The organism is Streptomyces sp. NPDC040589 (assembly GCF_055594445.1).
In genome coordinates this window covers 67,182-87,038 of sequence record NZ_JBVIWP010000008.1, presented here as the reverse complement: position 1 = coordinate 87,038, position 19,857 = coordinate 67,182, and the positions used below count along the sequence as shown (strand labels likewise).

The 19,857-nt window shown below is 71.9% G+C and carries 18 protein-coding genes; 14 read left to right on the top strand and 4 right to left on the bottom strand.

The genetic code is table 11. From position 1 onward, the window contains the following. Window positions 1-168: 168 nt before the first annotated feature. The 10 genes from ACZ58V_RS30410 (at window position 169) to ACZ58V_RS30365 (ending at window position 10,398) form a co-directional block, all read left to right on the top strand. Complete coding sequence (locus tag ACZ58V_RS30410; protein WP_471293951.1) at window positions 169-915, top strand: hypothetical protein; 747 nt, start codon at window positions 169-171, stop codon at window positions 913-915. Between the two features lie 18 nt (window positions 916-933). Next, entirely contained in the window at window positions 934-3,057 is a 2,124-nt protein-coding gene (locus tag ACZ58V_RS30405; protein WP_471293948.1) for a hypothetical protein, read from the top strand. 5 nt (window positions 3,058-3,062) lie between these two features. Next, the gene (locus tag ACZ58V_RS30400; protein ID WP_471293946.1) at window positions 3,063-4,559 is read left to right on the top strand and encodes a hypothetical protein; all 1,497 of its coding nucleotides are present in this window, start codon (window positions 3,063-3,065) and stop codon (window positions 4,557-4,559) included. Continuing rightward, the gene (locus ACZ58V_RS30395; RefSeq protein ID WP_468194472.1) at window positions 4,549-5,895 is read left to right on the top strand and encodes a DUF4407 domain-containing protein; all 1,347 of its coding nucleotides are present in this window, start codon (window positions 4,549-4,551) and stop codon (window positions 5,893-5,895) included. The genes ACZ58V_RS30400 and ACZ58V_RS30395 overlap by 11 nt, the downstream gene beginning before the upstream one ends. A 279-nt stretch (window positions 5,896-6,174) precedes the next feature. Then, the gene (locus ACZ58V_RS30390; RefSeq protein ID WP_468194469.1) at window positions 6,175-6,849 is read left to right on the top strand and encodes a glycoside hydrolase family 11 protein; all 675 of its coding nucleotides are present in this window, start codon (window positions 6,175-6,177) and stop codon (window positions 6,847-6,849) included. A gap of 2 nt (window positions 6,850-6,851) precedes the next feature. Next, window positions 6,852-7,517 (top strand): polysaccharide deacetylase family protein, encoded by a 666-nt coding sequence (locus tag ACZ58V_RS30385; RefSeq protein ID WP_468194466.1) that lies wholly within the window; start codon window positions 6,852-6,854, stop codon window positions 7,515-7,517. A gap of 168 nt (window positions 7,518-7,685) precedes the next feature. Then, window positions 7,686-8,129 carry a hypothetical protein gene (locus tag ACZ58V_RS30380; RefSeq protein WP_471293941.1) on the top strand — a complete coding sequence of 148 codons (444 nt, stop codon included), beginning with the start codon at window positions 7,686-7,688 and terminating at the stop codon, window positions 8,127-8,129. Between the two features lie 129 nt (window positions 8,130-8,258). Next, complete coding sequence (locus ACZ58V_RS30375; protein WP_468194460.1) at window positions 8,259-9,059, top strand: SAM-dependent methyltransferase; 801 nt, start codon at window positions 8,259-8,261, stop codon at window positions 9,057-9,059. A gap of 130 nt (window positions 9,060-9,189) precedes the next feature. Then, window positions 9,190-9,873 (top strand): hypothetical protein, encoded by a 684-nt coding sequence (locus tag ACZ58V_RS30370; RefSeq protein WP_468194458.1) that lies wholly within the window; start codon window positions 9,190-9,192, stop codon window positions 9,871-9,873. 54 nt (window positions 9,874-9,927) lie between these two features. After that, on the top strand, window positions 9,928-10,398 hold the full coding sequence (locus ACZ58V_RS30365; RefSeq protein ID WP_471293939.1) for a MarR family winged helix-turn-helix transcriptional regulator: 471 nt from the start codon (window positions 9,928-9,930) through the stop codon (window positions 10,396-10,398). A gap of 30 nt (window positions 10,399-10,428) precedes the next feature. Here the strand turns inward: ACZ58V_RS30365 and ACZ58V_RS30360 are convergent, their stop codons facing one another. Continuing rightward, window positions 10,429-11,619 (bottom strand): MFS transporter, encoded by a 1,191-nt coding sequence (locus ACZ58V_RS30360; RefSeq protein WP_471293936.1) that lies wholly within the window; start codon window positions 11,617-11,619, stop codon window positions 10,429-10,431. A 71-nt stretch (window positions 11,620-11,690) separates the two neighbouring features. Here ACZ58V_RS30360 and ACZ58V_RS30355 point away from each other — a divergent pair, with 71 nt between their 5' ends. From ACZ58V_RS30355 to ACZ58V_RS30345, 3 genes are all read left to right on the top strand, one after another. Next, window positions 11,691-12,683, top strand: coding sequence for an ArsR/SmtB family transcription factor (locus tag ACZ58V_RS30355; RefSeq protein WP_471293934.1), 993 nt, complete (start codon window positions 11,691-11,693; stop codon window positions 12,681-12,683). A gap of 9 nt (window positions 12,684-12,692) precedes the next feature. Beyond that, the gene (locus tag ACZ58V_RS30350) at window positions 12,693-13,196 is read left to right on the top strand and encodes a glutathione peroxidase (RefSeq protein ID WP_468194447.1); all 504 of its coding nucleotides are present in this window, start codon (window positions 12,693-12,695) and stop codon (window positions 13,194-13,196) included. Between the two features lie 70 nt (window positions 13,197-13,266). Beyond that, window positions 13,267-14,145: a MerR family transcriptional regulator gene (locus tag ACZ58V_RS30345; RefSeq protein WP_468194444.1), complete on the top strand. Its 879-nt coding sequence runs from the start codon at window positions 13,267-13,269 to the stop codon at window positions 14,143-14,145. A 103-nt stretch (window positions 14,146-14,248) separates the two neighbouring features. On the opposite strand, the gene ACZ58V_RS30340 is transcribed toward ACZ58V_RS30345, so the two are convergent. From ACZ58V_RS30340 to ACZ58V_RS30330, 3 genes are all read right to left on the bottom strand, one after another. Next, entirely contained in the window at window positions 14,249-14,440 is a 192-nt protein-coding gene (locus ACZ58V_RS30340; protein WP_189726921.1) for a DUF397 domain-containing protein, read from the bottom strand. A 208-nt stretch (window positions 14,441-14,648) separates the two neighbouring features. Next, the gene (locus ACZ58V_RS30335) at window positions 14,649-15,506 is read right to left on the bottom strand and encodes a helix-turn-helix domain-containing protein (RefSeq protein ID WP_468194441.1); all 858 of its coding nucleotides are present in this window, start codon (window positions 15,504-15,506) and stop codon (window positions 14,649-14,651) included. 231 nt (window positions 15,507-15,737) lie between these two features. Then, window positions 15,738-16,493 carry a GOLPH3/VPS74 family protein gene (locus ACZ58V_RS30330; protein WP_468194438.1) on the bottom strand — a complete coding sequence of 252 codons (756 nt, stop codon included), beginning with the start codon at window positions 16,491-16,493 and terminating at the stop codon, window positions 15,738-15,740. Window positions 16,494-16,729: 236 nt separating this feature from the next. Between ACZ58V_RS30330 and ACZ58V_RS30325 the strand changes: the two genes are divergently transcribed. Further along, entirely contained in the window at window positions 16,730-19,720 is a 2,991-nt protein-coding gene (locus ACZ58V_RS30325) for a D-alanyl-D-alanine carboxypeptidase family protein (protein WP_471293928.1), read from the top strand. Window positions 19,721-19,857 lie beyond the last annotated feature (137 nt).

The window sequence follows — 19,857 nt, the reverse complement described above, 5'->3', positions numbered from 1 at the left end:
CCGCACCTTTCCGCATCCCGTATTTCGACGGGGTTCGCGGCGGACGGCGCGTGTAGGACTGGCCTACCGGCGTCCGCGCGAGGGGAGCGGACGCCGGTGTCCGCCGGAGTGCGCCCCCGGATCCGATCGCGGGGTGCGGCTCCACTTCAGTGAGCGGGGAGTTCAGGCATGGGAACGTTCGGTCGCAGACTGCTGCTGGCGGTCGACGCGAAGGGATACGGCGGCGTCGACGTGGTGACGCAGCGCGAGTGGCAGGAGGCGATCCGGCGGCTGCTCCGGGAGGCGGCCGGCGAGGCCGGGCTCGACTGGGAGCAGTGGACGACTCAGGTCGGCGGGGACTCGGTGTTCGCGGTCCTGCCGAAGGGGGCGTCGGAGCCGGACCTCGTGGACCCGTTCATGCGCCATCTGGAGGCCGGTCTGCGCACCTTCAACCGCAACCGGCGCGACGAGGCCCGGCTGCGCCTGCGGGCCGCCGTGCACTTCGGCACCGCCTCGCCCGCGGCCAACGGCTTCGAGGGCCGCGCCCCGGTCGAGATCGGCCGGATGCTGGACAGCCGCGTGCTGAAGGCGGCCCTCGCCGCGGCGCCGGCCGCGCAGCTGGCGCTCGCGGTCTCCGCGACCGTCTTCAACGACGTGATCGGCGAGGCGTACACGACGATCCAGCCGCGGGAGTTCCGCGAGGTGCGCGTCGCGGAGAAGGAGTACGCGGGGCGGGCGTGGATCCGGGTCCCGGGGTACGACGTGACGGCCCTGGACCTCGGGGAGACCGAACCCGGCGCAGAAGGGGGCACGGGGGGCGCGGCGACTGTCGACACGCGCCCCTTGAGCGCCCCAACTGCTCCTGGTGACACGGTAGTTCAGGTCATAACCGGAACCGTCCATGCCCAGGGTGCCGTCTTCGGGATCTCCAAGTGACCTGAGTGACGGCCGAGGATGAACGAGGAACACGAGGAACACAGCGAGCAGCGCGCCCAGGACGCACCAGAGGCGCACCACGCGGACGATCCGCAGCCCCAGACCCAGAATCAGAACCAGCCCGACATGCCCGAGGAGACGGCGGCCCCCACCACCCCTGCCACCTCTTCGGAGCAGGTCCACCACAACAACGTCAACCAGTACTTCTACGGAGAACTCGACGCCTCCGGCGCCCAGTTCGGCATCGGCACCGCCGGCTCCGACAACGCCCGGCGCCGCGCCGTGGGCCGTCTCGACGCGGGCGAGGCGGACGCGATCCTGGCGCCCTACGTCAAGCCCGCCTGCTTCGAGCAGGCCGTGCTCGCCCTCGAACAGGACGGGGTCGTGGTCCTGGTCGCGCCGCCGGGGACGGGCAAGCGGTCCGGGGCGGTGGCGCTCGTCGACGCCCTCGCGGAGGAGTCGGAGTACGTCGTGCTCTCCCCCGGCCGCAGCCTGGACGACCTCGCGAGCGGCAAGGTCGCCTTCGAGAAGGGCGTCGGCTACGTCCTGCTCGACCGGATGAGCGAGGACAGCTCCCAGACGGCGGACTTCGACTGGCGGCGGGTGCGCGACACCGTCCGCGAGCACGACGCCCACCTGGTCGTCACCACCGTGCGCCCGGTCGAGAGCGGTGTCGTCGAGTCCGTACGGCACGTGCCCTGGCAGCTCCCGGACCTCACCGCCGTACTGCGCTTGCGGCTGGTGCGGGCCGGGTGCGCGCAGGACGCCGTGGAGCGGGCCGTGTCGCTGATGCCCGGCGGGTGCCGGATCGCTGAGGTCGCGGTGGCCGCCGAGCGGATCGCGTGCGGCGCGGCGCCCGACGAGGTCTGGCAGGACTACGGCAGCAGCGCGGCGCAGCCCGTGCGCGACTGGTTCGACCGGGACCGTACGCCGCAGGAGTGGGCCGAGGTCACCACACTGGCCTTCGTCAACGGCGCCGGCTACCGCGACTTCGAGACCTGCCAGGAGCGGCTGGAGGGCTGGGTGGCCCCGGCGTTCCCGGAACCCGTCACCGAGGAGGAGCAGGCCGCGGCGGCCCGGCGTGCCGTCGACCGCCGGCTGTCGCTGTCCCGCAACGACCTGGTCGCCGTGGAGCAGCGGAAGAACGGCGCGCTCACCCGTACCGCCCTGGTCTTCCCCCACCCCCAGTACCGGCAGTGGGCGCTGGAGGAGCTGTGGACCAAGCGCTCCACGCCGTACTGGAACGGCGTACGGGACTGGCTCACCGAACTCGTCGCCGCCCAGCCGGGGCTCGGGCTCCAGCTGTCCGTCGCGCAGGGGCTCGCGCTGCTCACCCGGCCCGCCTTCGACGAGGTCGCCGACAACTACCTGCACCCGTGGGCGGGCGGTGCGGCCGGTCCCGCCGGGCAGTCGACGGCCGTGCTGGTGCTGCAGTGCATGTGCCTGGACGAGAGCCTCGCCTCGACCGCGCTGGGCGTGGCCCGGGGCTGGGCCCGCTCCTACGACCCGGTGCTGCGGTCGACCGCGGCGGCGGCGTTCAGCGGGGCGCTCGGCGTGCGCTTCCCCACGGACGCGGTCACCAACCTGCTCCGGATGGTCCGCGGGGGCGTCCGGTCCGTGGACGCGGCGTTCGCGCTGGCCGGTCTGGTCGCCGTCCTCGCGGAGTGCGGGCAGGACACGGGCGCGGTGTTCCGGCCGCTCGCGTACCGGCTGCGGGCCCAGCGCGAGACGCTGACCGGGCAGCCCAAGGAGAACATCCTGGACGCCACGCTGATCGTCCTGCGGGCCCGTGACGCGCGGACCGGGCGGCTGGTGTGCGCGTCGCTGATGGAGCGGGACGACCGGCAGACCGCCACCATCGGCGAGCTGTGGGCGGGTGTCCTGGACAACCTGCCGCGCCGGGGCCGGGCCCTGGCGGCCCTGAACACCACCCTGCGCGAGCTGCCGGCGGTGTCAGAACGGCCCGAGCGGGTGGCCGAACGCTTCGGCCGGTCCCTGGGCGACGCCCTGACCGCGGACGAGGGCCCGCCGCTGGCCGCGGCCCTGCGGCAGATCGCCGCCCGCGCCGACGAGGCGGCCACGCTTCCCGGCGGCGCCCTCGTCGAGATCTTCCTTACCGCCGTACTGAGCACGGAGGACTGACAGCCATGGCTGAGAAATACCCACTCGTCGAGCAGCGGGAGTACGGGCGGCCGGACCGGCGCGGCGGCATCTGGCGGAAGCGGGTGGCGCGCGCAGACGACGAGTTGCCCAGGGTCGCCGCCCACCATGTGCGGGTGTTCCGGGTCGGCGAGGAGTACGTCGAGGACCACGGGCAGCTGCGCGCCGACGACCCGGTGGTGACCGGGGCCAGCTCGGTCACGGTCGTGGACCGGCGGATCGAGGTGCCCGTCGTCGTGGAGACGCGGATCCCGTCGGCCGAGGCGGGCGACTTCACCGTACGGGCCTGCTTCTACTGCACGGTCACCGACCCGAGCGCGGTCGTGCGCGACGGCGTCACCGACGTGGAGGCGCTGCTGCTCGCCCATCTGCGCGAGGTGCCGGGGCTCACCGAGGACGGCAGCGACCTGCCCGTCGTCGACACGGCCGCAGTCCGCGCCCGGATCGACGCCCGGCTGACCGCGTACCACGAGATGCGGCCGTCCCTCGTGTCCGGGATCCGGGCCCGGCACGGGGCGATCGAGGTCCTGACGCCCGAGGAGATGTCGGCGCACGTCGAGGAGATGGAGCGGGCCCGCCGGGATCGCACGCGCCGGCGTCACCAGGAGGAGATGGAGCAGCAGGCGGCCCTGGACCGGGCCCTGCGCGAAGCCGAACTGGAACTGAAGCACGAGGAGATCCGCAACCTCCAGGCGATGCGCAAGGAGCGCAACCGGCAGGAGGAGGAGACGCTGCGCACGGGCTACGAGCGCGGCGCCGGTGCCGAGCAGCAGGACTACGAGCTGGAGATCGAGCGCCGGCGCAACCGTTTCACCCGGGCCGAGATCGAGGACGACATCAAGCTGATCGGCGCGGACCCGGTCGCCGCCGACTATCTCGCCTGGCGCAACGGCGACATCAGCGCCGACGAGCTGTCCAAGCGGCTGCACGCGGCCGAGGAGCGCTGGGACTCGCGCAAGGACGACCGGCTCCGGCTCGACCGGGACTACGAGATGACGCGCCGCGGCCTGGACCGGGAGGACCTGCGCTGGCAGGTCGAACGCGAGGACCGGCGCCACGAGCTGACCCGCAACGAGGAGCGGGAGGAGACCGCCGCGCAGCGTCACGAGGCCTCCCGGCGCTGGGACCTGGAGCACGAGGACCGGCTGCGACAGCGCCACGAGAAGCGCGAGGACACCAAGGAGATCCAGCGGGACCAGCACGAGTTGGCGAAACAGCAGCTCACGGTCCGGGCCACGCTGGGCAAACAGGCCATCGACCGAGGCCTGTTCGACAGCACCATGTACGACGCGGGTGCCTTCATCAACAGCGTCGGCGACGTCCCGCCCGCCCAGACCCCGTCTCAGGGGGAGCTGAAGGGCGGCGTGAAGGGCGAGCTGCGCCGGGCGCCCGGGCGCACCGCCGAAGCCACGCCCGCTCCGGCCGACGGTGATGACGCCGACGACTTCGACCCGGCGAACCAGGAGGGGAGCCTTGGCAACTGACACCCCGCTCCGCCCGGCCGACAGCGCGGCGTACGACGAGAACCGGAGCCAGTCGCGCCCGGCGCCGCCCGCCTCCGGATGGACACCCCGGCTGCGCCGGCTGATCGGCATCGACGAACCGCTGCTGGACTGGGTGCCGGAGGAGCGCGCCCGTTACACCTGGTACGGCGCGCTCGTCGTCAACACGGCCCTGCTGGGCGCGCTCTCCATGGTCCTGGCGCTCTCCAGCTTCCGTTCCGACCTGCCCCTGGCCGCGGTCATCGGCGTCGCCGTCGTCTGGTTCTGGGTCGTCCTGGCCCTGGACAGCTGGCTGGTCTCCAGCACCCACGGCACGACGGTCCGCAAGTGGACGCTGCTGGTGCGCTTCTTCCTCTCGGTGCTGCTCGGCCTGTTCATCGCCGAGCCGATCCTCTTCCAGATCTTCGACAAGGAGATCCGCCAGTCGATAGCCGTCGGCAACGAGCAGAAGGTCGCCGACTACCGAGGCATGCTCGTCTCCTGCAATCCCACGGACGGCGCCTCCACCACCGACCGCCGCGAGTGCGCCCGCTACCAGCTGAAGGTGGCCGGCTCCCCCGCGGAACTGGCCCGCCAGATCAAGAGCAACGGCGACCGCGTCAAGACCCTGAGCACCCAGGTCGCCGGCATCAACAAGACCCTCAGCGCCAAGCAGTCCACCGAACAGCGCCTGTGCGGGCCGAAGTACTGGATCTGGCGGGGCGGTGTCCGGGACGTCACCATCACCTGCGAGCGGGCCCGCGAGGCGACCTCGGAGTACGAGAGGAACAGCAAGGTCAAGACGTACGAGAAACAGCTGGAGGGCCTGGTCGCCCAGGGGCAGAAGCTGGCCGCCCGGAAGGACGGGGCCGCCGACGACTACCAGCCGCTGCTGCAGAAGGCCGTCGACGACAAGACCCGGCAGCGGGCCGCCGATCTGGACACCGACGGCATCCTCACCCGGGCGGCCGGCCTCAAGGAGGTCGCCGAGTCGGACGGCTTCGCCCTCTTCCTGACGATCGTGCTGCACCTGCTCCTGCTCTGCCTGGACGCGATGCCCGTCCTGGCCAAGGTCCTCAGCGGCGCCACGACCTACGACACCCTCCTCGGCGCCCGCCACCGGGCGAGCCGCAAGCTGTACGCCGAGGAACTCCAGGTCCAGCACACCTGCGCCCGCATGGAGCACGACGTCCAGCGGCACCGGGTGGAGTGGGACACGGCTGACCGCATGCGCCGCCTGGAGCAGGAACACCAGCGGGCCCAGGCCGAGCGGGCCGCGCAGGAACGGGCGGAGCTGGAGGCGAGGATGGGGCGGATCATGCGGACGCGAGGGGCATGAGGGGCATGAGGACCACTTGATCCGGAAACAGTCCGAAAGATTCGAGTAGCGGAATTCTGCATTCCGGCTGGGATGGCGCCCCTTCTCCCGTCGCTCTTGGCCCATCCCAGCCCCAACCCGCCCTCGAACAGCGGATATGCACCACGGCGCCCTCGCTCGGGCCGACGAACCTTTCGCAACAAGCACCGAAACTATTGACAGTTGACAGGGTCCGGCCAACACTCCCGGGTGACAGAGCACCCCCGTCCACCCCACGAGGACGATGGAGGAAGCACCCCCATGAGCAACGCACTCAGCCGCTTACGGCTGCTCATCAGCGGTGTCTGCACGATGCTGCTGGTCGCGGGGGCCGTCCTGGCCCTGCCGGGCACCGCCCACGCCGACACGGTCGTCACGAGGAACCAGACCGGCACGCACGACGGCTACTACTACTCGTTCTGGACCGACAGCCAGGGCACGGTCTCCATGAACCTGTCCGCCGGCGGCAGTTACAGCACGTCATGGCGGAACACCGGCAACTTCGTCGCCGGCAAGGGCTGGGCCACCGGCGCCCGCCGCAGCGTGACCTACTCCGGCACCTTCAACCCGTCCGGCAACTCGTACCTGACCCTCTACGGCTGGACGGCGAACCCGCTCATCGAGTACTACATCGTCGACAACTGGGGCACGTACCGGCCGACGGGAACGTACAAGGGCACCGTCACCAGCGACGGCGGCACGTACGACATCTACAAGACCACGCGCTACAACGCCCCGTCCGTCGAGGGCACGAAGACCTTCGACCAGTACTGGAGCGTGCGGCAGTCGAAACGGACGGGCGGCACCATCACCACCGGCAACCACTTCGACGCGTGGGGCCGGGCCGGGATGCCCCTGGGCAACTTCAAGTACTACATGATCATGGCGACCGAGGGTTACCAGAGCAGCGGCAGCTCCAGCATCACGGTGCGCTGACGATGGCAGCCACAGCGCGCGTCGCGCTGCTCACCGCCCTCCTGACGGCAACGGCCGCGTTGACCACCACCGCTCCGGCACAGGCCGCCGCCTGCAACGGATACGTCGGCCTCACCTTCGACGACGGCCCCTCCGGCAACACGACGAGACTGCTCAACGCCCTCCGGCAGAACGGGCTGCGGGCCACGATGTTCAACCAGGGCCAGTACGCCGCCGCCAACCCGTCCCTGGTCCGGGCCCAGGTGTCCGCCGGCATGTGGGTCGGCAACCACAGCTACACCCACCCGCACCTGACCCAGCTCAGCCAGGCGCAGATCGACTCGGAGATCTCCCGGACCCAGCAGGCCGTCGCGGGCGCGGGAGGCGGCACCCCGAAACTGTTCCGCCCGCCCTACGGCGAGACCAACGCGACGGTGAAGTCGATCGCGGCCCGGCACGGGCTGACCGAGATCATCTGGCACGTCGACTCACAGGACTGGAACGGCGCGAGCACCGACGCGATCGTCCAGGCCGCCGGCCGTCTCACCAACGGCCAGATCATCCTCATGCACGACTGGTCCGCCAACACCCTCGCGGCCGTCCCCCGCATCGCCCAGGGCCTGACGGCCCGGGGCCTGTGCGCGGGGATGATCTCCCCACAGACGGGGCGTGCCGTGGCACCCGGCTGAGGGACGCTCGGAAACGGCGCGATGGCGGGTCCGGGCCATCGCGCCACTCTGGCGGCAGGCCCACGTACTTGAGTACGCGTGCTCATGACTGAGCCGCCCCGACCCCGTGACCATGGACGCATGAAGAATCGGGGAACGCTTTCCGCAGGGGTCGCGCTCGCTCTCGGGGTGCCTGTCGCTGCTTGGGGGCTGATGGGGCAGCAGAACTACGACGGGCTGCCGGCGAGTGAGCTCGACTACGCCTACCAGCCGTGGGGCATCGGGGACGGTGTCGCGGCGGTCGTCGGCGGGCTCGCGCTGGTGCTGGCGGGGGCCGGGGCCGCGGTGCTCGTGCGGGCGGCGCGGCGTGGGGCGCTGGACCGGCGCTGGTGGGGGGTGCTCGGGCCGCTCGTGATCGTCGGGCTCATGGCCGGTGTGGGCTGGCGGATCCTGACCGCGGGCGTGGTCGGCGCCAACATCGGAGCCGGGATGCTGATCATCTTCGGTACGCCGGTCGCCGCCGGTCTGCTGCTGTGGGCCCTGGGACGGGGCGTGTGGCTGGCGACGCGGGGGCACGGGGGCGGCAGCGGCGGGTCCGGGCGTCTGGGCGGGGTCTCGCCGCGCGGCGTGTGACCCGGCCAGGACGGATGGCCGAAACGCCATGGTGGTGAGTGGCGGGGAGCGGACAACTTCACTGTCCGGCCAGGTGGTTCGCCTAGGTTGGTGAACCGGTCCCCCTTCCCCACCCCCAGGAGGCCTGCCGTGCTCGACGACAGCCTGCGTGCCCGTATCGACACCTCCAAGCCGCACTCGGCCCGCTTCTGGAACTACTTCGTCGGCGGCAAGGACAACTACGAGGTCGACCGCGAGATCGGCGACCAGATCAAGTCGATCTTTCCGGGCCTGGTCGACGTGGCGGTCACGAGCCGCCGCTTCCTGGGACGGGCCGTCCGGCATCTGGCCGAGGAGCAGGGCGTCCGGCAGTTCCTGGACATAGGCACCGGGTTGCCGACCGCCGACAACACGCACGAGGTCGCCCAGCGCGTCGCACCGGACGCCCGGATCGTGTACGTCGACAACGACCCCATCGTGCTGGCCCACGCCAACGCGCTGCTCACCAGCACGCCCGAGGGCGTCACCGCGTATCTGGACGCCGACCTGTACGACCCCGAGGCCGTCCTGGAGGCCGCGGCGGGCACGCTCGACCTCTCCCGGCCGGTCGGGCTGATGATCCTCAACACGCTGGGGCATGTCGCCGACTACGAGCAGGCGCGTGAGCTGGTGCGGCGGCTGATGGCCGGGTTGCCGGCCGGCAGCCACCTGGTGATCAGCGACAGCACGGCCACGAGTGAGGGCATGATCGCGGCGTCGGAGGCGTACAACTCGAGTGGGGCGGTGCCGTATTACGTCCGTCCGGTTGCCGAGATCGCCGGGTTCTTCGATGGTCTTGAGTTGGTGAGGCCGGGGGTGGTGCGGGTGCCGGAGTGGCGGCCTGAGCTGTCCGGCGGGGCCGGTGTCGATACGGCTGTGGACGCGTACTGCGGCGTGGGGCGCAAGCCGTAGCCGGTGCGTGGTCGGGTGCCGCGGTGTGGGGGCTGGTCGCGCAGTTCCCCGCGCCCCTGAAGACAGGGGCGTTCGCCCATCCGTGGTTTATCACCTCAGCCACCTACAGTCCCCGGACGATAATCAGGGAATGATCACCCCACCCCCCGTCCCCGAACCGCGCGACCGTCTGGTCGGGGATCTTCTGGTGGTGGGTGAGGAGTACTCGCTCGTTCTCGCGGGCGGGTACGCGGTGCTGGCGCACGGGCTCGTGGAGCGGGCCGGGCCGGATGTGGACGTGGCGACCGAGCACCCCGCCGGGATGGACGCCATCGCCGGCACCGTCCGGGCCGGGCTGGTGGCGCGCGGCTGGCTCGTGCGGACCCGGGAGACCGAGCCGCTGTCCGCCCAGTTCCTCGTCACGGACGCGGCGACCGAGGAGGAGTACGACGTCGGCGTCCACAAAGAGGTGCTGTGGCGCCCGCCCGTGCCGACGGAGCTCGGGCCCGCGCTCTCCCTCGAAGACCTCGTCGGCACCCGGGTGCGGGACCTGGCCGACCGGGGACTTGCCCGCGACCTGGTCGACGTACACGCCGCCTCGGCCCGCTGGAGCCACCCCGAACTCGAGGAACTCGGCCGCCGCCACGCCCCCGACACCTTCGACCTCACCGACCTCCAGGCCCGGCTGACCGGCACGGACTGGATCGACGACCGGGCGTTCACCGTCCACGGTCTCGAGGTCTCCGCCGTCGCCGGACTGCGCCGCTGGGCGCAGGAGTGGGCCGACGACATCGCGGAACGGCTCATCGAAGGAGAGGCCCCGGACGAGGAGTGACCGGTACGCCACCGAACCGGCCGAGCCGGTCCTACCGCTCGGTACCCTGACCCGATGGGGAACGGGGCAGGCGGGCAGGTGGGTGTCGTCGCCGCGCTGGTGCGGGCGGCGTTCCTGGTGGACGGTGTCTACGCGGAGGCCAGCCGGGCGTACGGGCTGACGCCCCAGCAGGGACAGCTGCTGTGCGTGCTGATGCCGCAGCCGTACGGGATGGGGGAGCTCGGGGAGACGCTCGGGCTGGCGAAGTCGAGCCTGACCGGGCTGGTGGACCGGACGGTGCGCCGGGGGCTGGTGCGGCGGGAGGCCGACCCGAGGGACGGCCGGGCCGTGCGGGTGGGGCTGACGGAGGAAGGGGCCTCGCTCGCCGAGAAGTTCTACGCCGAGACCGTACGCCGGATGGAGGCCCTGCCGGCCGGGCTCAACGGCGTCGAGCGGGAACGGCTGGCCGTGCTGCTGTCGCGGGTCGTGGTCGACAACGAGGTTCCCGAGGTGTTCGCGGAGGCGGACGGCTTCGGCGTCGAGTAGCCGGGCGCGGAGCAGCCGTACGGGCGGCAGTCACGACTCGCGGGCCACGGCCGGCACCGCCCGCTCCTCGCGCCGCCCCGCCGCCATCAGGGACAGCGTCACTCCCGTCGACACCGTGGCCATCGCCGTCATCGCCACCGCCGGGGAGGTCAGTTGGGCCACGGAGCCCGCGAGCGCCGCGGCCACGCCCTGCATCGTCAGCATGCCCGCCGAGTGCAGGCCCAGCGCATGGCCCGTCAGGGCGTCGGGGGTCAGGGCCACCAGGCGCTCCTGCTGCACGAGGCTCGCGCCGAAGCCGACGGAGGCCAGTGTGACCGCGGCAGCCGCCAGGGGGAGCCTCGGGTGCAGCAGGAAAGGCACGTACGGGACGGCCAGGAGCAGCAGGAGCGGGAATCCGAGGCGGGGGCGCGGGCGCGGCGGGAGCAGGCGGCCCACCAGGACGTCACCGGCCAGCATGCCCAGCGCGGCGCAGGCGAACAGGGTGCCCGCGGACCCGGGTGCGTAGGAGACGTAGAGGGATTCGCAGCCGACGATCAGGCCGTTGGGGATCCAGAGGGCCAGATAGACCTGGCGGCGGGGCGCTGACGACCACAGCAGCGCGTTGGCGCGCCAGGTCGCCGCGACCGAGGGGCGGCCCGTCGTACGGGGCGCGCGGCGGGTCAGGCCGAGGCGGACGACCACGGCGGCCATGGCGTACAGCGCGGCGGCCACCAGCAGGGACACCCGTGGGGACAGCAGCGCCACCAGGGCGCCGCCGGTCGCGTAGCCGGCGATCTGCATGAGGCCGCTCATCATGTTGAAGACCGAGCGGCCGAGCAGATAGCCGTCCTTGGAGAGGATCTCGTTCAGCAGGCCCCAGCGCACTCCCCCGCCCACCGACTCCGCCAGCCCCTTGGCCAGGACGATCACGAAGAGCGCCCAGACCGGCAGGCCGGGCAGGGCCAGGGCGGCCGTGGCCGCCGCGAAGAGCAGGGGCAGGGCGGTCAGGGCCGCGCGCGGGGGCAGGCGGTCGGCCGCCGAGAGCAGGAACGTCGCGCCCAGTACCTGCACCAGCGACGAGCCGAACATGCTCACTGCGGACAGCAGGGGCGACTCGGTCGCCCGGTACACCAGGGTGCCCAGGGCCAGGCCGCCCATCGTCTGGGCCACCGTCTGGGCCGACGCGGCCAGGAAGAACGGGGTGAACTCGGGGGTGCGGAACAGATCGCGGTAACTGCGCATGCGCGGAGTCTGTGGCGGCCCGCACGGGGTGGTTATTGTTTCGCGCGGGTGCGAAACGTCGGGGGTGCGCGATGGGCTGGTGGCAGATCAATGCCGACACCCTGGCCGGGAGCCGGTTCGTGCTCTCCCCGCTCGCCGAGACCTTCGCCTGCCTCCAGTTGCTGCACCGGGGCACACCCGCACACCCCGGCGAACAGGCCTGGCTGCGCGACCATCTGCCCGGCTACCGGGCCCGCCTGGCCGCCGACCCCGTGACCGCGCTGCTCGTCCGGGCCGGACTGGGCCGTTCCTGGATCGCCGACTTCCTCACGCCCACCCCGAGGAGCCGGGAGACCTTCGAGGAAGGGGTGGCACGGGTGCGGGCCGCCCGTCCCGACGAGGCCCGGGCCAACCTGCGGATCTCCCTCGCCGGCCCGCTTCCCGCGGCCCTGGACCGGGACGACCTCCCCGAGCGCGCGGCCGGCCTTCTGTCCTCTGTCTGGACCGGGACCGTACGGCCGGACTGGGACCGGCGCCGGCGGGTGCTGGAGGCGGACGTGACCGCCCGGACCGCGCAGGTGAGCCGGGGCGGCTGGGCGGCGGCGCTGGACACGCTGCGACCGGGCCGGACCCGGTGGCTGGGCGACAACCGGCTCCAGGTGAATCCGCACGAGTACCCGCCCCGCGAGATCTCGGGCGCCGAGCTGCTCTTCGTGCCGGTCACCCCGAAGACCGGCTGGGTGTCCTGGGAGGAGCCCGACCGGTACGCGGTGGTCTACGCGTGCGCGGGCGCGCTCGCCGACCCCGGTGGCACACCCGTGCCCGCGAGCCTCGGCGCGCTGCTCGGCACCGCCCGCGCCGGTGTGCTGGTCCGGCTCGGCTCGCCCCTGAGCACCAGCCAGCTGGTCGCCGTGACCGGGCAGGGGCTCGGCTCGGTGGGACGGCATCTGCGGGTGCTGCTGGACGCCGGCCTGGTGGAGCGGCGGCGGGCGGGCAGGTCGGTGCTGTACTCGCGGACGGCGGCGGGGCAGGTCCTGGTGGACGCCGTGGAGGCCGGGAACCGGGCCGGCACCCGCCGGAGCTAGGCTCCGGGCATGACGACTACCAACGGTTCCTCTCCCCTCGACGTCCAGATCGGTGCACTGCAGGGCGGTTCCGCCGACCTGTCCCAGTACGCGGGCAAGGCCGTGCTCGTGGTGAACGTCGCCTCCAAGTGCGGCCTGACCCCGCAGTACACGGGGCTCGAGAAGCTCCAGGAGCAGTACGCGGAGCGCGGCTTCACCGTCCTCGGCGTGCCCTGCAACCAGTTCCTCGGGCAGGAGCCCGGCAGCGCCGAGGAGATCGCCGAGTTCTGCTCGGCGACGTACGGCGTGACCTTCCCGCTGACCGAGAAGGTCGACGTCAACGGTGACGACCGGCACCCGCTGTACGACCGTCTGACCGGCTTCGCCGACGCCGAGGGGCACAGCGGCGACATCCGCTGGAACTTCGAGAAGTTCCTCATCGGCCGGGACGGCCAGGTCGTCGCCCGCTTCTCGCCGCAGACCGAGCCGGAGTCGGCCGAGGTCGTGACGGCGGTGGAGGCCCAGCTGGGCTGAGACCCGACCGGTTGACCTTGCCCCTGGGGCAGGCCCGAATGTCCTCGTCGCCGGGCGGAAGAGCCGCCCGGTGACGGAGGATGCCGTGGTGGACGTACCGGACCGGGAACTGCTCACCATCGGGGTGTTCGCCGCGCGCGCCCGGCTCTCGGCCAAGGCCCTGCGGCTGTACGACCGGCTGGGGCTGCTGGCCCCGGCGCACGTCGACGAGGCCACCGGCTACCGCTACTACCGTGCCGGGCAGGTCGAACAGGCCCGGCTCGTGGCCATGCTGCGGCAGCTGGACATGCCGCTCGCCCGGATCGCCGAGGTGGTCGCGGCGGGCGACGGGCCCACGGCGGCCGCTCTGCTCGGCACGTACTGGGCGGACGTCGAGGCACGGGTCGCGGGGCAGCGGACGCTCGCCGAGTACCTCCGTGGACGACTGTCGGGGAGGAGCTCCGAGATGTACCGGAAGTTCGCGGTCGAGACGGTGGACGTGCCCGCGCAGGTGGTGATCACCGAGACCCGGCATGTGCTGGCGGGCGAGCTGCCCGCGTGGATCGGGGCGTCGCTGGGCCGGCTGGAGTCGGCGGCGCGGGAGTGCGGCGGCGTCACGGCGGCGCCGTTCGTCGTCTACCACTCCGAGGTGTCGATGGAGAGCGACGGCCCCGCCGAGTCCTGCGTACCCGTGGCAGACGAGGCGGCGGCCCGGGCGTGGGTCGAGAGGCACGGCCGGACCTGGGGGACGAAGGTGGCGGTGCACCCCGCCCAGCGGCTGGCCTACACCCGGATCACCAAGGCGCAGGTGGCCCATCCGCAGATCATGGCGGCCTTCGAGGCGGTGGAGGAGTGGATCGCCCGGGAGGGCCTGGAACAGGCGGGCCCGTGCCGGGAGGTGTACTTCGCCGACTGGGAGGCGACGGGGGCACAGGATCCGGTGTGTGACGTGGCGTTCCCGGTGAGCTGAGGCCTCTGGGGAGCCGGGCACGAGCGGAGCCCTCTCGGCAAGGACGGCGATGCTGGTCGAGAGGGCTCTGTCGGTGGTGCTTGTGCTGTTGTCGTTCGCGAGGTCAGGCCTTGACCGAGGTCACGAAGGCGTTCCACGCGTCGGCGGGAAACGCCAGCTTGGGACCCTCGGGGATCTTGGTGTCCCCGAGCTCCAGGGCCTCGTCGACGGTCGACCTGACCATCACGCACGCGCCGTTGTTGTTGGTGTAGGAGGACGTCGTCCACGTTTCCGTGGTGCCCAGACGAATTGCCATGTTCGCTCCGTAGCCAGTTGCGTTTACGCCAACCCGTGCTGGTGGGTGGCGTGATCGACGCTACTCGCCAACATCCTCGTACGGAGCAGCCATTCACTCGACCGGATGGCATATTCCAGGGGAGACTTCCAGTCAGGCGTGTCAGAGGTGTACGATCCCGCGCTTTGCCTGCTGGAAGCCTCGCCCGAAGCCTTCGCCCGACGGCGGATCAGCGCGCGTACTCCTTCGCCACCCGCTCGATGAGCTGCCGCGACTGGTCCACGTTCAGCGACTGGGCGCGCAGATGCTCGTACATCACCGTGTACTTCTGCACGTCGAGCGGCTTCTCCAGGTACAGGTCGCTGGTGACGCCCTCGATGTACACCACGCTCGAGTCGGCCGCGTCGGCGAACTCCAGGATCGAGTACTGGCCGTTGATGCCGGCGTGCGCGCCGACCTCGAACGGCAGGACCTGCACGGTGATGTGGGGCAGCTGGGACATCTCGACGAGGTGCTCCAGCTGCTCGCGCATCACCGGGCGGCTCCCGACGATCCGGTGCAGGGACGCCTCGTCCAGCACCACCCACAGCCGCAGCGGGTCCGTCTCGGCGGTGATACGGCCCTGCCGGCGCAGCCGGACCTCGACGCGCTTGTCGTTGTCCGCCTCCGACGCCTCGGGCGAGCCGCCCCGGATGATGGCCTCGGCGTACGCGCGGGTCTGCAACAGGCCGGTGACGATCTGCGGTTCGTAGACCCTGAGCGACTCGGCGTCCGTCTCCAGGCCGATGTAGACGCTGTAGGGGATGTCCCCGAAGGCGTGCCACCAGCCCTGCTGCCGCGAGTCCTTGGCCATCTGCATCAGCGAGTCGACGATGCGCTGGTCCTCGACCTCGTAGACCCCGCACAGATCGCGCACGTCACGCTGGCTGATGCTGCGCCGGCCGTTCTCCAGCCTGCTGATCTTCGACTGCGACACCAGCAGCCGCTCGGCGACCTCTTCGGCCGTCATGCCCTTGAGCTCGCGGAGCCTGCGGAGCTCCTGGCCCAGCCGGCGCCGTCTGACGGTGGGATTGACATTGGACGCCACGGGACGTGCACCTCCGGCTGCGTGCCTCTACTTTGCGTATCTGCTGTTGAGCAGACTGCCACCAAGGTGCTTCCTACCGCTGGGAAACGGTGGATATGCGACGGGTACACGCCAGTTCGGACAGGCACGCCGAGCGGGGCGGGGAGAGTGTGTGCTCTCCCCGCCCCGCTCGGACAGCGGCTCCCGTGACCGGGTCGTGGGTGCGGCGTCGTGCCGGTGGTGCGGCGCGGCTCAGTGGGCCGGGACGCGGGCCATGCTTGCGCGGTGCGGCTGCATAGGAACACCGCGGGCGGGTTCCGCTGCGGGCCTGGCTCCGCCGGCGGCCTGACGGCCGGGCGGTGCCGGGTTGCGGCGCGGCTGCGCGGCCACGCCGTTCTGGACGTCCATCACCGCGTGCGCGACGAGACCGCCCATGGGGTCGTGCCTGATCAGGTCCCGCAGCCGGGACCGGGACGAACGTCCCTCGTTCCCCGGATACAGGTGCTTGCCGAGGCCGACCGCGTGTGCCAGGGCGGCGAGCGCGGCGGTCCGCGGGTCCGGCGGTACGCCGGTGCGGATCGCGGAATCCAGCCTGGCCTTGATCTCCCGGCTGATTTCGGTGTCCGTCGCCTGGTAACGAGTCGTCGGCAGCACTCCGCACATCTGGCCCGCCACGGCATGCACCATGCCGCACCGCTCCAGATGCGAGAGGTAGGTCTGGCGGAGCCCCAGTCGCGGCCCGCCAATCCAGTGGACGGCCCGCACGGGAGCGCCACGCCTTCGCAGCAACTCCAATGCGCAGTCCAGTGTTGGATCTCCAGTCGGCCGTGGTGCCACCACGGCGATACGATCCCCGTCTGGGGCTATCCGTCCGGCCAGCGCCAGCTCTACTAGCTGTGCTCCGGCCAGACCGAGGTCGAGCGACTGCGGCTGTGCAGTGGTACCCGTGGTCGGGTCCAATGCCAGCAGCAGAAGCTCCTCCGGAAGTGTTCTGCGGCTCCTGCCCATCCATGCCTCCCCGCGTGGATGACAGACAGGGTGACCCCTCTCACATTGGTCTGTCGAGGGTGCGTGACCGGTTCGTAGTGGAACCAGTAGGTATGTCGTTCTCGTCTACCGGATGGGTTCGACCCGTACACAGGACACTGGTACATGGTTCGGACAGCGCCGGGGAGCGGTGTCACGGCGGCGGTTCACGGTTCGTTACGCGTACGCGGGGAGTGCGGCGCGAGGAGGAGGCATCGGTGGCGGGCGAGTCCCCCGACAGGTCGAAGAAGCGCGAGTCGTCGGCACAACGGACGTCGGGGAGCGCGAGTCCGGTTCCGGAAGCCAGGAGCGAGGCGTCCGCGGAAGCCCGGGACCCGCGCCTCGCGGTGGCCCGGGACGCGGAGAAGTCCTCGGCACGCGGCGGCGTCGACACGGCGACCCGCGTGTTCTCCGTCCGCACGTCGGACGAGCCGACGGACACGCCGCCCGAGGCCTCCGGCCCCAAGGAGCCCGCGGACGCGACGGGTGACGCCGAGGAGGGCGACGGCGACGCGGGGGCCGAGGGCGCGGCAGGCGACGCCGAGCGGGGTGACAGCGACGCGGCGGGTGATGCCGCGGACGGCGACAGCGACGCGGGCGCCGAGGGCGCGGCAGGCAACGCCGAGCCCGGCGACAGCCACGCGGATGCCGCGGGTACGGCGGGCGACGCCGAGCGGGGCGAGAGCGACGCGGCGGGTGACGCCGAGGCCGACGCGGGCGCGGCGGCTGATGAGGCCCGGGAGCCTGCGGAGGGTGCCGCCGAGGCTTCCGGCTCCGCCGAGGGCAGTGAGTCCTCCGGCTCCGGTCAGGGTGACGACACCGCGGGCAGTGACGGGCGGCTGCGGGACGCGGTGGCCGCGTGGGTCGCGTCGGCGGACACGGACGAGGGCAAGGAGCCCGCAGAGAGCTCCGAGAAGGACTCCACGGACGACCGGGAGGCCGCCGAGGGCACGGACGAGCCCACGAAGGCCGAGACGGACGACCAGGAGGCCGAGAGCGCGGACGAGCCCGCGGAGGCCGACGCGGACGCCCGGGAGGGCCAGGAGGCCGCCGAGAGCGCGGGCGAGAGCCCGGGCGAGCCTACGGACGCCCCTGGGGCCCAGGAAGCCGTAGAGGAGGCGTCCGAGGGCGCCGAGGCGAGCCAGGACGAGGACGAGGCGGACCGTTCCGCCACCGCCGACAGCACGGACGCGGACACCCCCGAGGCAGAGGCCAAGGCCGACGCCGACGCCGACGCCGCCAGCGAGCCGGGCACCGCCGGGTCCGGGGCCGGAACGAAGCCCGACGAGGGCGGCAGCACGGCGGCCACCGACGACGAGGCCGACAAGCCCAACGACCCGCGCACCTCCGACGACGCCGAGTCCGAGTCGAAGGCGGACAGCACGACGGCCACCGACGACAAGGCCGACAAGCCCAACGACCCGCGCACCTCCGACGACTCCAAGTCCTCCCCGAAGACCGACAGCACGACGGCCACCGACGACAAGGCCGACAAGGCCGACAAGCCCAACGACCCGCGCACCTCCGACGACTCCGAGGACGGTTCCCCCGAAGCCAAGAAGACCGGCGACGAAGGCGAAGGCACCGGCGAGGGCCGGAAGTCGGACGACGACGGCGAGGACGGCGGCGACAGCCCCGCCGAACCCGTCGTCGATCAGCCCACCGCTGTCTTCAAGGCGCCGCGGCCGGCGGTCGACCAGCCGACCACGATGCTGAAGATCGGGGGCGCGACCAAGGACAAGGGCGCTCCCGAGAAGGACGCCGAGCGGACCAGTAAGTTCGTCGCGCTCAAGCCGCTGGACGACCCGGCGACACGGAAGCCGACCGCACCGGCCACCTCCGCACCCGCACCCGCACCCGCACCCGCCCAAACCACCGCCCCCGTCCCCACCGTCAGCCCCGAGCGGACCACGCAGCAGCCGTTGCCGCCGCGGCCGCCGCTCGACATGCTGGCCGAGCTGACGAACACCCCGCCGCCCCCGGACACCCCGCTGCGGACGGCCGTACGGCGGGTGAAGATCTGGACGCCGCTGGCGCTGCTGCTCGTGATCGTCTTCGCGGTCGTGCAGAACGTGCGCCCGCTGCCGACGCCCACGCTCCAGCTCACCGCGAAGGACAGCTACACCTTCGAGGGCGGCAAGGTCGACATCCCCTGGCCGGCCGACGGCCAGGCCGCGCTGGACGTGCAGGGCATCGGTACGTTCGGCTCGTCCGGCGAGCAGAAGCCCGTGCCGATCGCGAGTGTCGCCAAGGTCATGACCGCCTATGTGATCCTGCGTGAGCACCCGCTGAAGAGCGGCGAGGACGGGCCGAAGATCGGGATCGACCAGGCGGCCGAGGACCAGTCCGACGCCGGCCAGGAGTCGACCGTCGATGTGACGAAGGGCGACAAGATCACTCAGCGGGAGGCTCTGGAGAGCATCCTGATCGCGTCCGCGAACAACGTGGCGCGACTGCTCGCCCGCTGGGACGCGGGGTCCGAGAAGGCGTTCGTGCAGAAGATGAACGACGCCGCCAAGGACCTCGGCATGAAGAACTCGACGTACACCGACCCGTCGGGCCTGAACAACACGACCGTGTCCACGGCCGTGGACCAGGTGAAGCTCGCCCGGGCCGCCATGGAGCAGCCCGCGTTCCGCGAGGTCGCGGCGATGATGTCGTACGTCGACTACAAGGGCACCAAGCACGACAACTGGAACCGCCTGGTCGGCTACAACGACGTCACCGGCATCAAGACCGGCACCACCACCTCGGCACTCGGCAACCTCGTCTTCGCGGCGAAGAAGGACGTCGACGGCGAGACCCACCGGGTCATCGGCGCCGTCGTGCGCCAGCCCGCCGGCGGTCCGGACAACACGATCCTGGGCGCCGCGCTGCACGAGGGCGACAAGCTGATCCGGGCCGCGCAGGGCGCGCTGGAGTCGGCGACGATCCTGAAGAAGGGCGACATCGTCGGGTACGCCGACGACGGTCTCGGCGGCCGTACGCCGGTCGCCGTCACCGAGGACGTCACGGCCGTCGGCTGGGCGGGCCTGTCCGTCAAGCTGACGTTCGCCCCGGACGAGCTGCCGCACACGGCCAAGGCCGGCAAGAAGGTGGGCACGCTCACCGTCGGTGACGGCAGCAGCAGCGCGGTCAAGGTTCCGGTCGCCCTCCAGGAGGACCTCGTGGAGCCGGGCTTCGCGGACAAGCTCACGCGCATCGGCTGAGCCGGGGCACCCACCCGCACCACCGCACCCCGCCGGTCGCGGCCCGTCCGGGCTCCGCCCGGCGGGGTGCGTGCTAGCGTCCCGAATCGGGGCAGGTCGCCGTCCGCGGCGGCGCGGTCACGAACCGAGGGTGAACG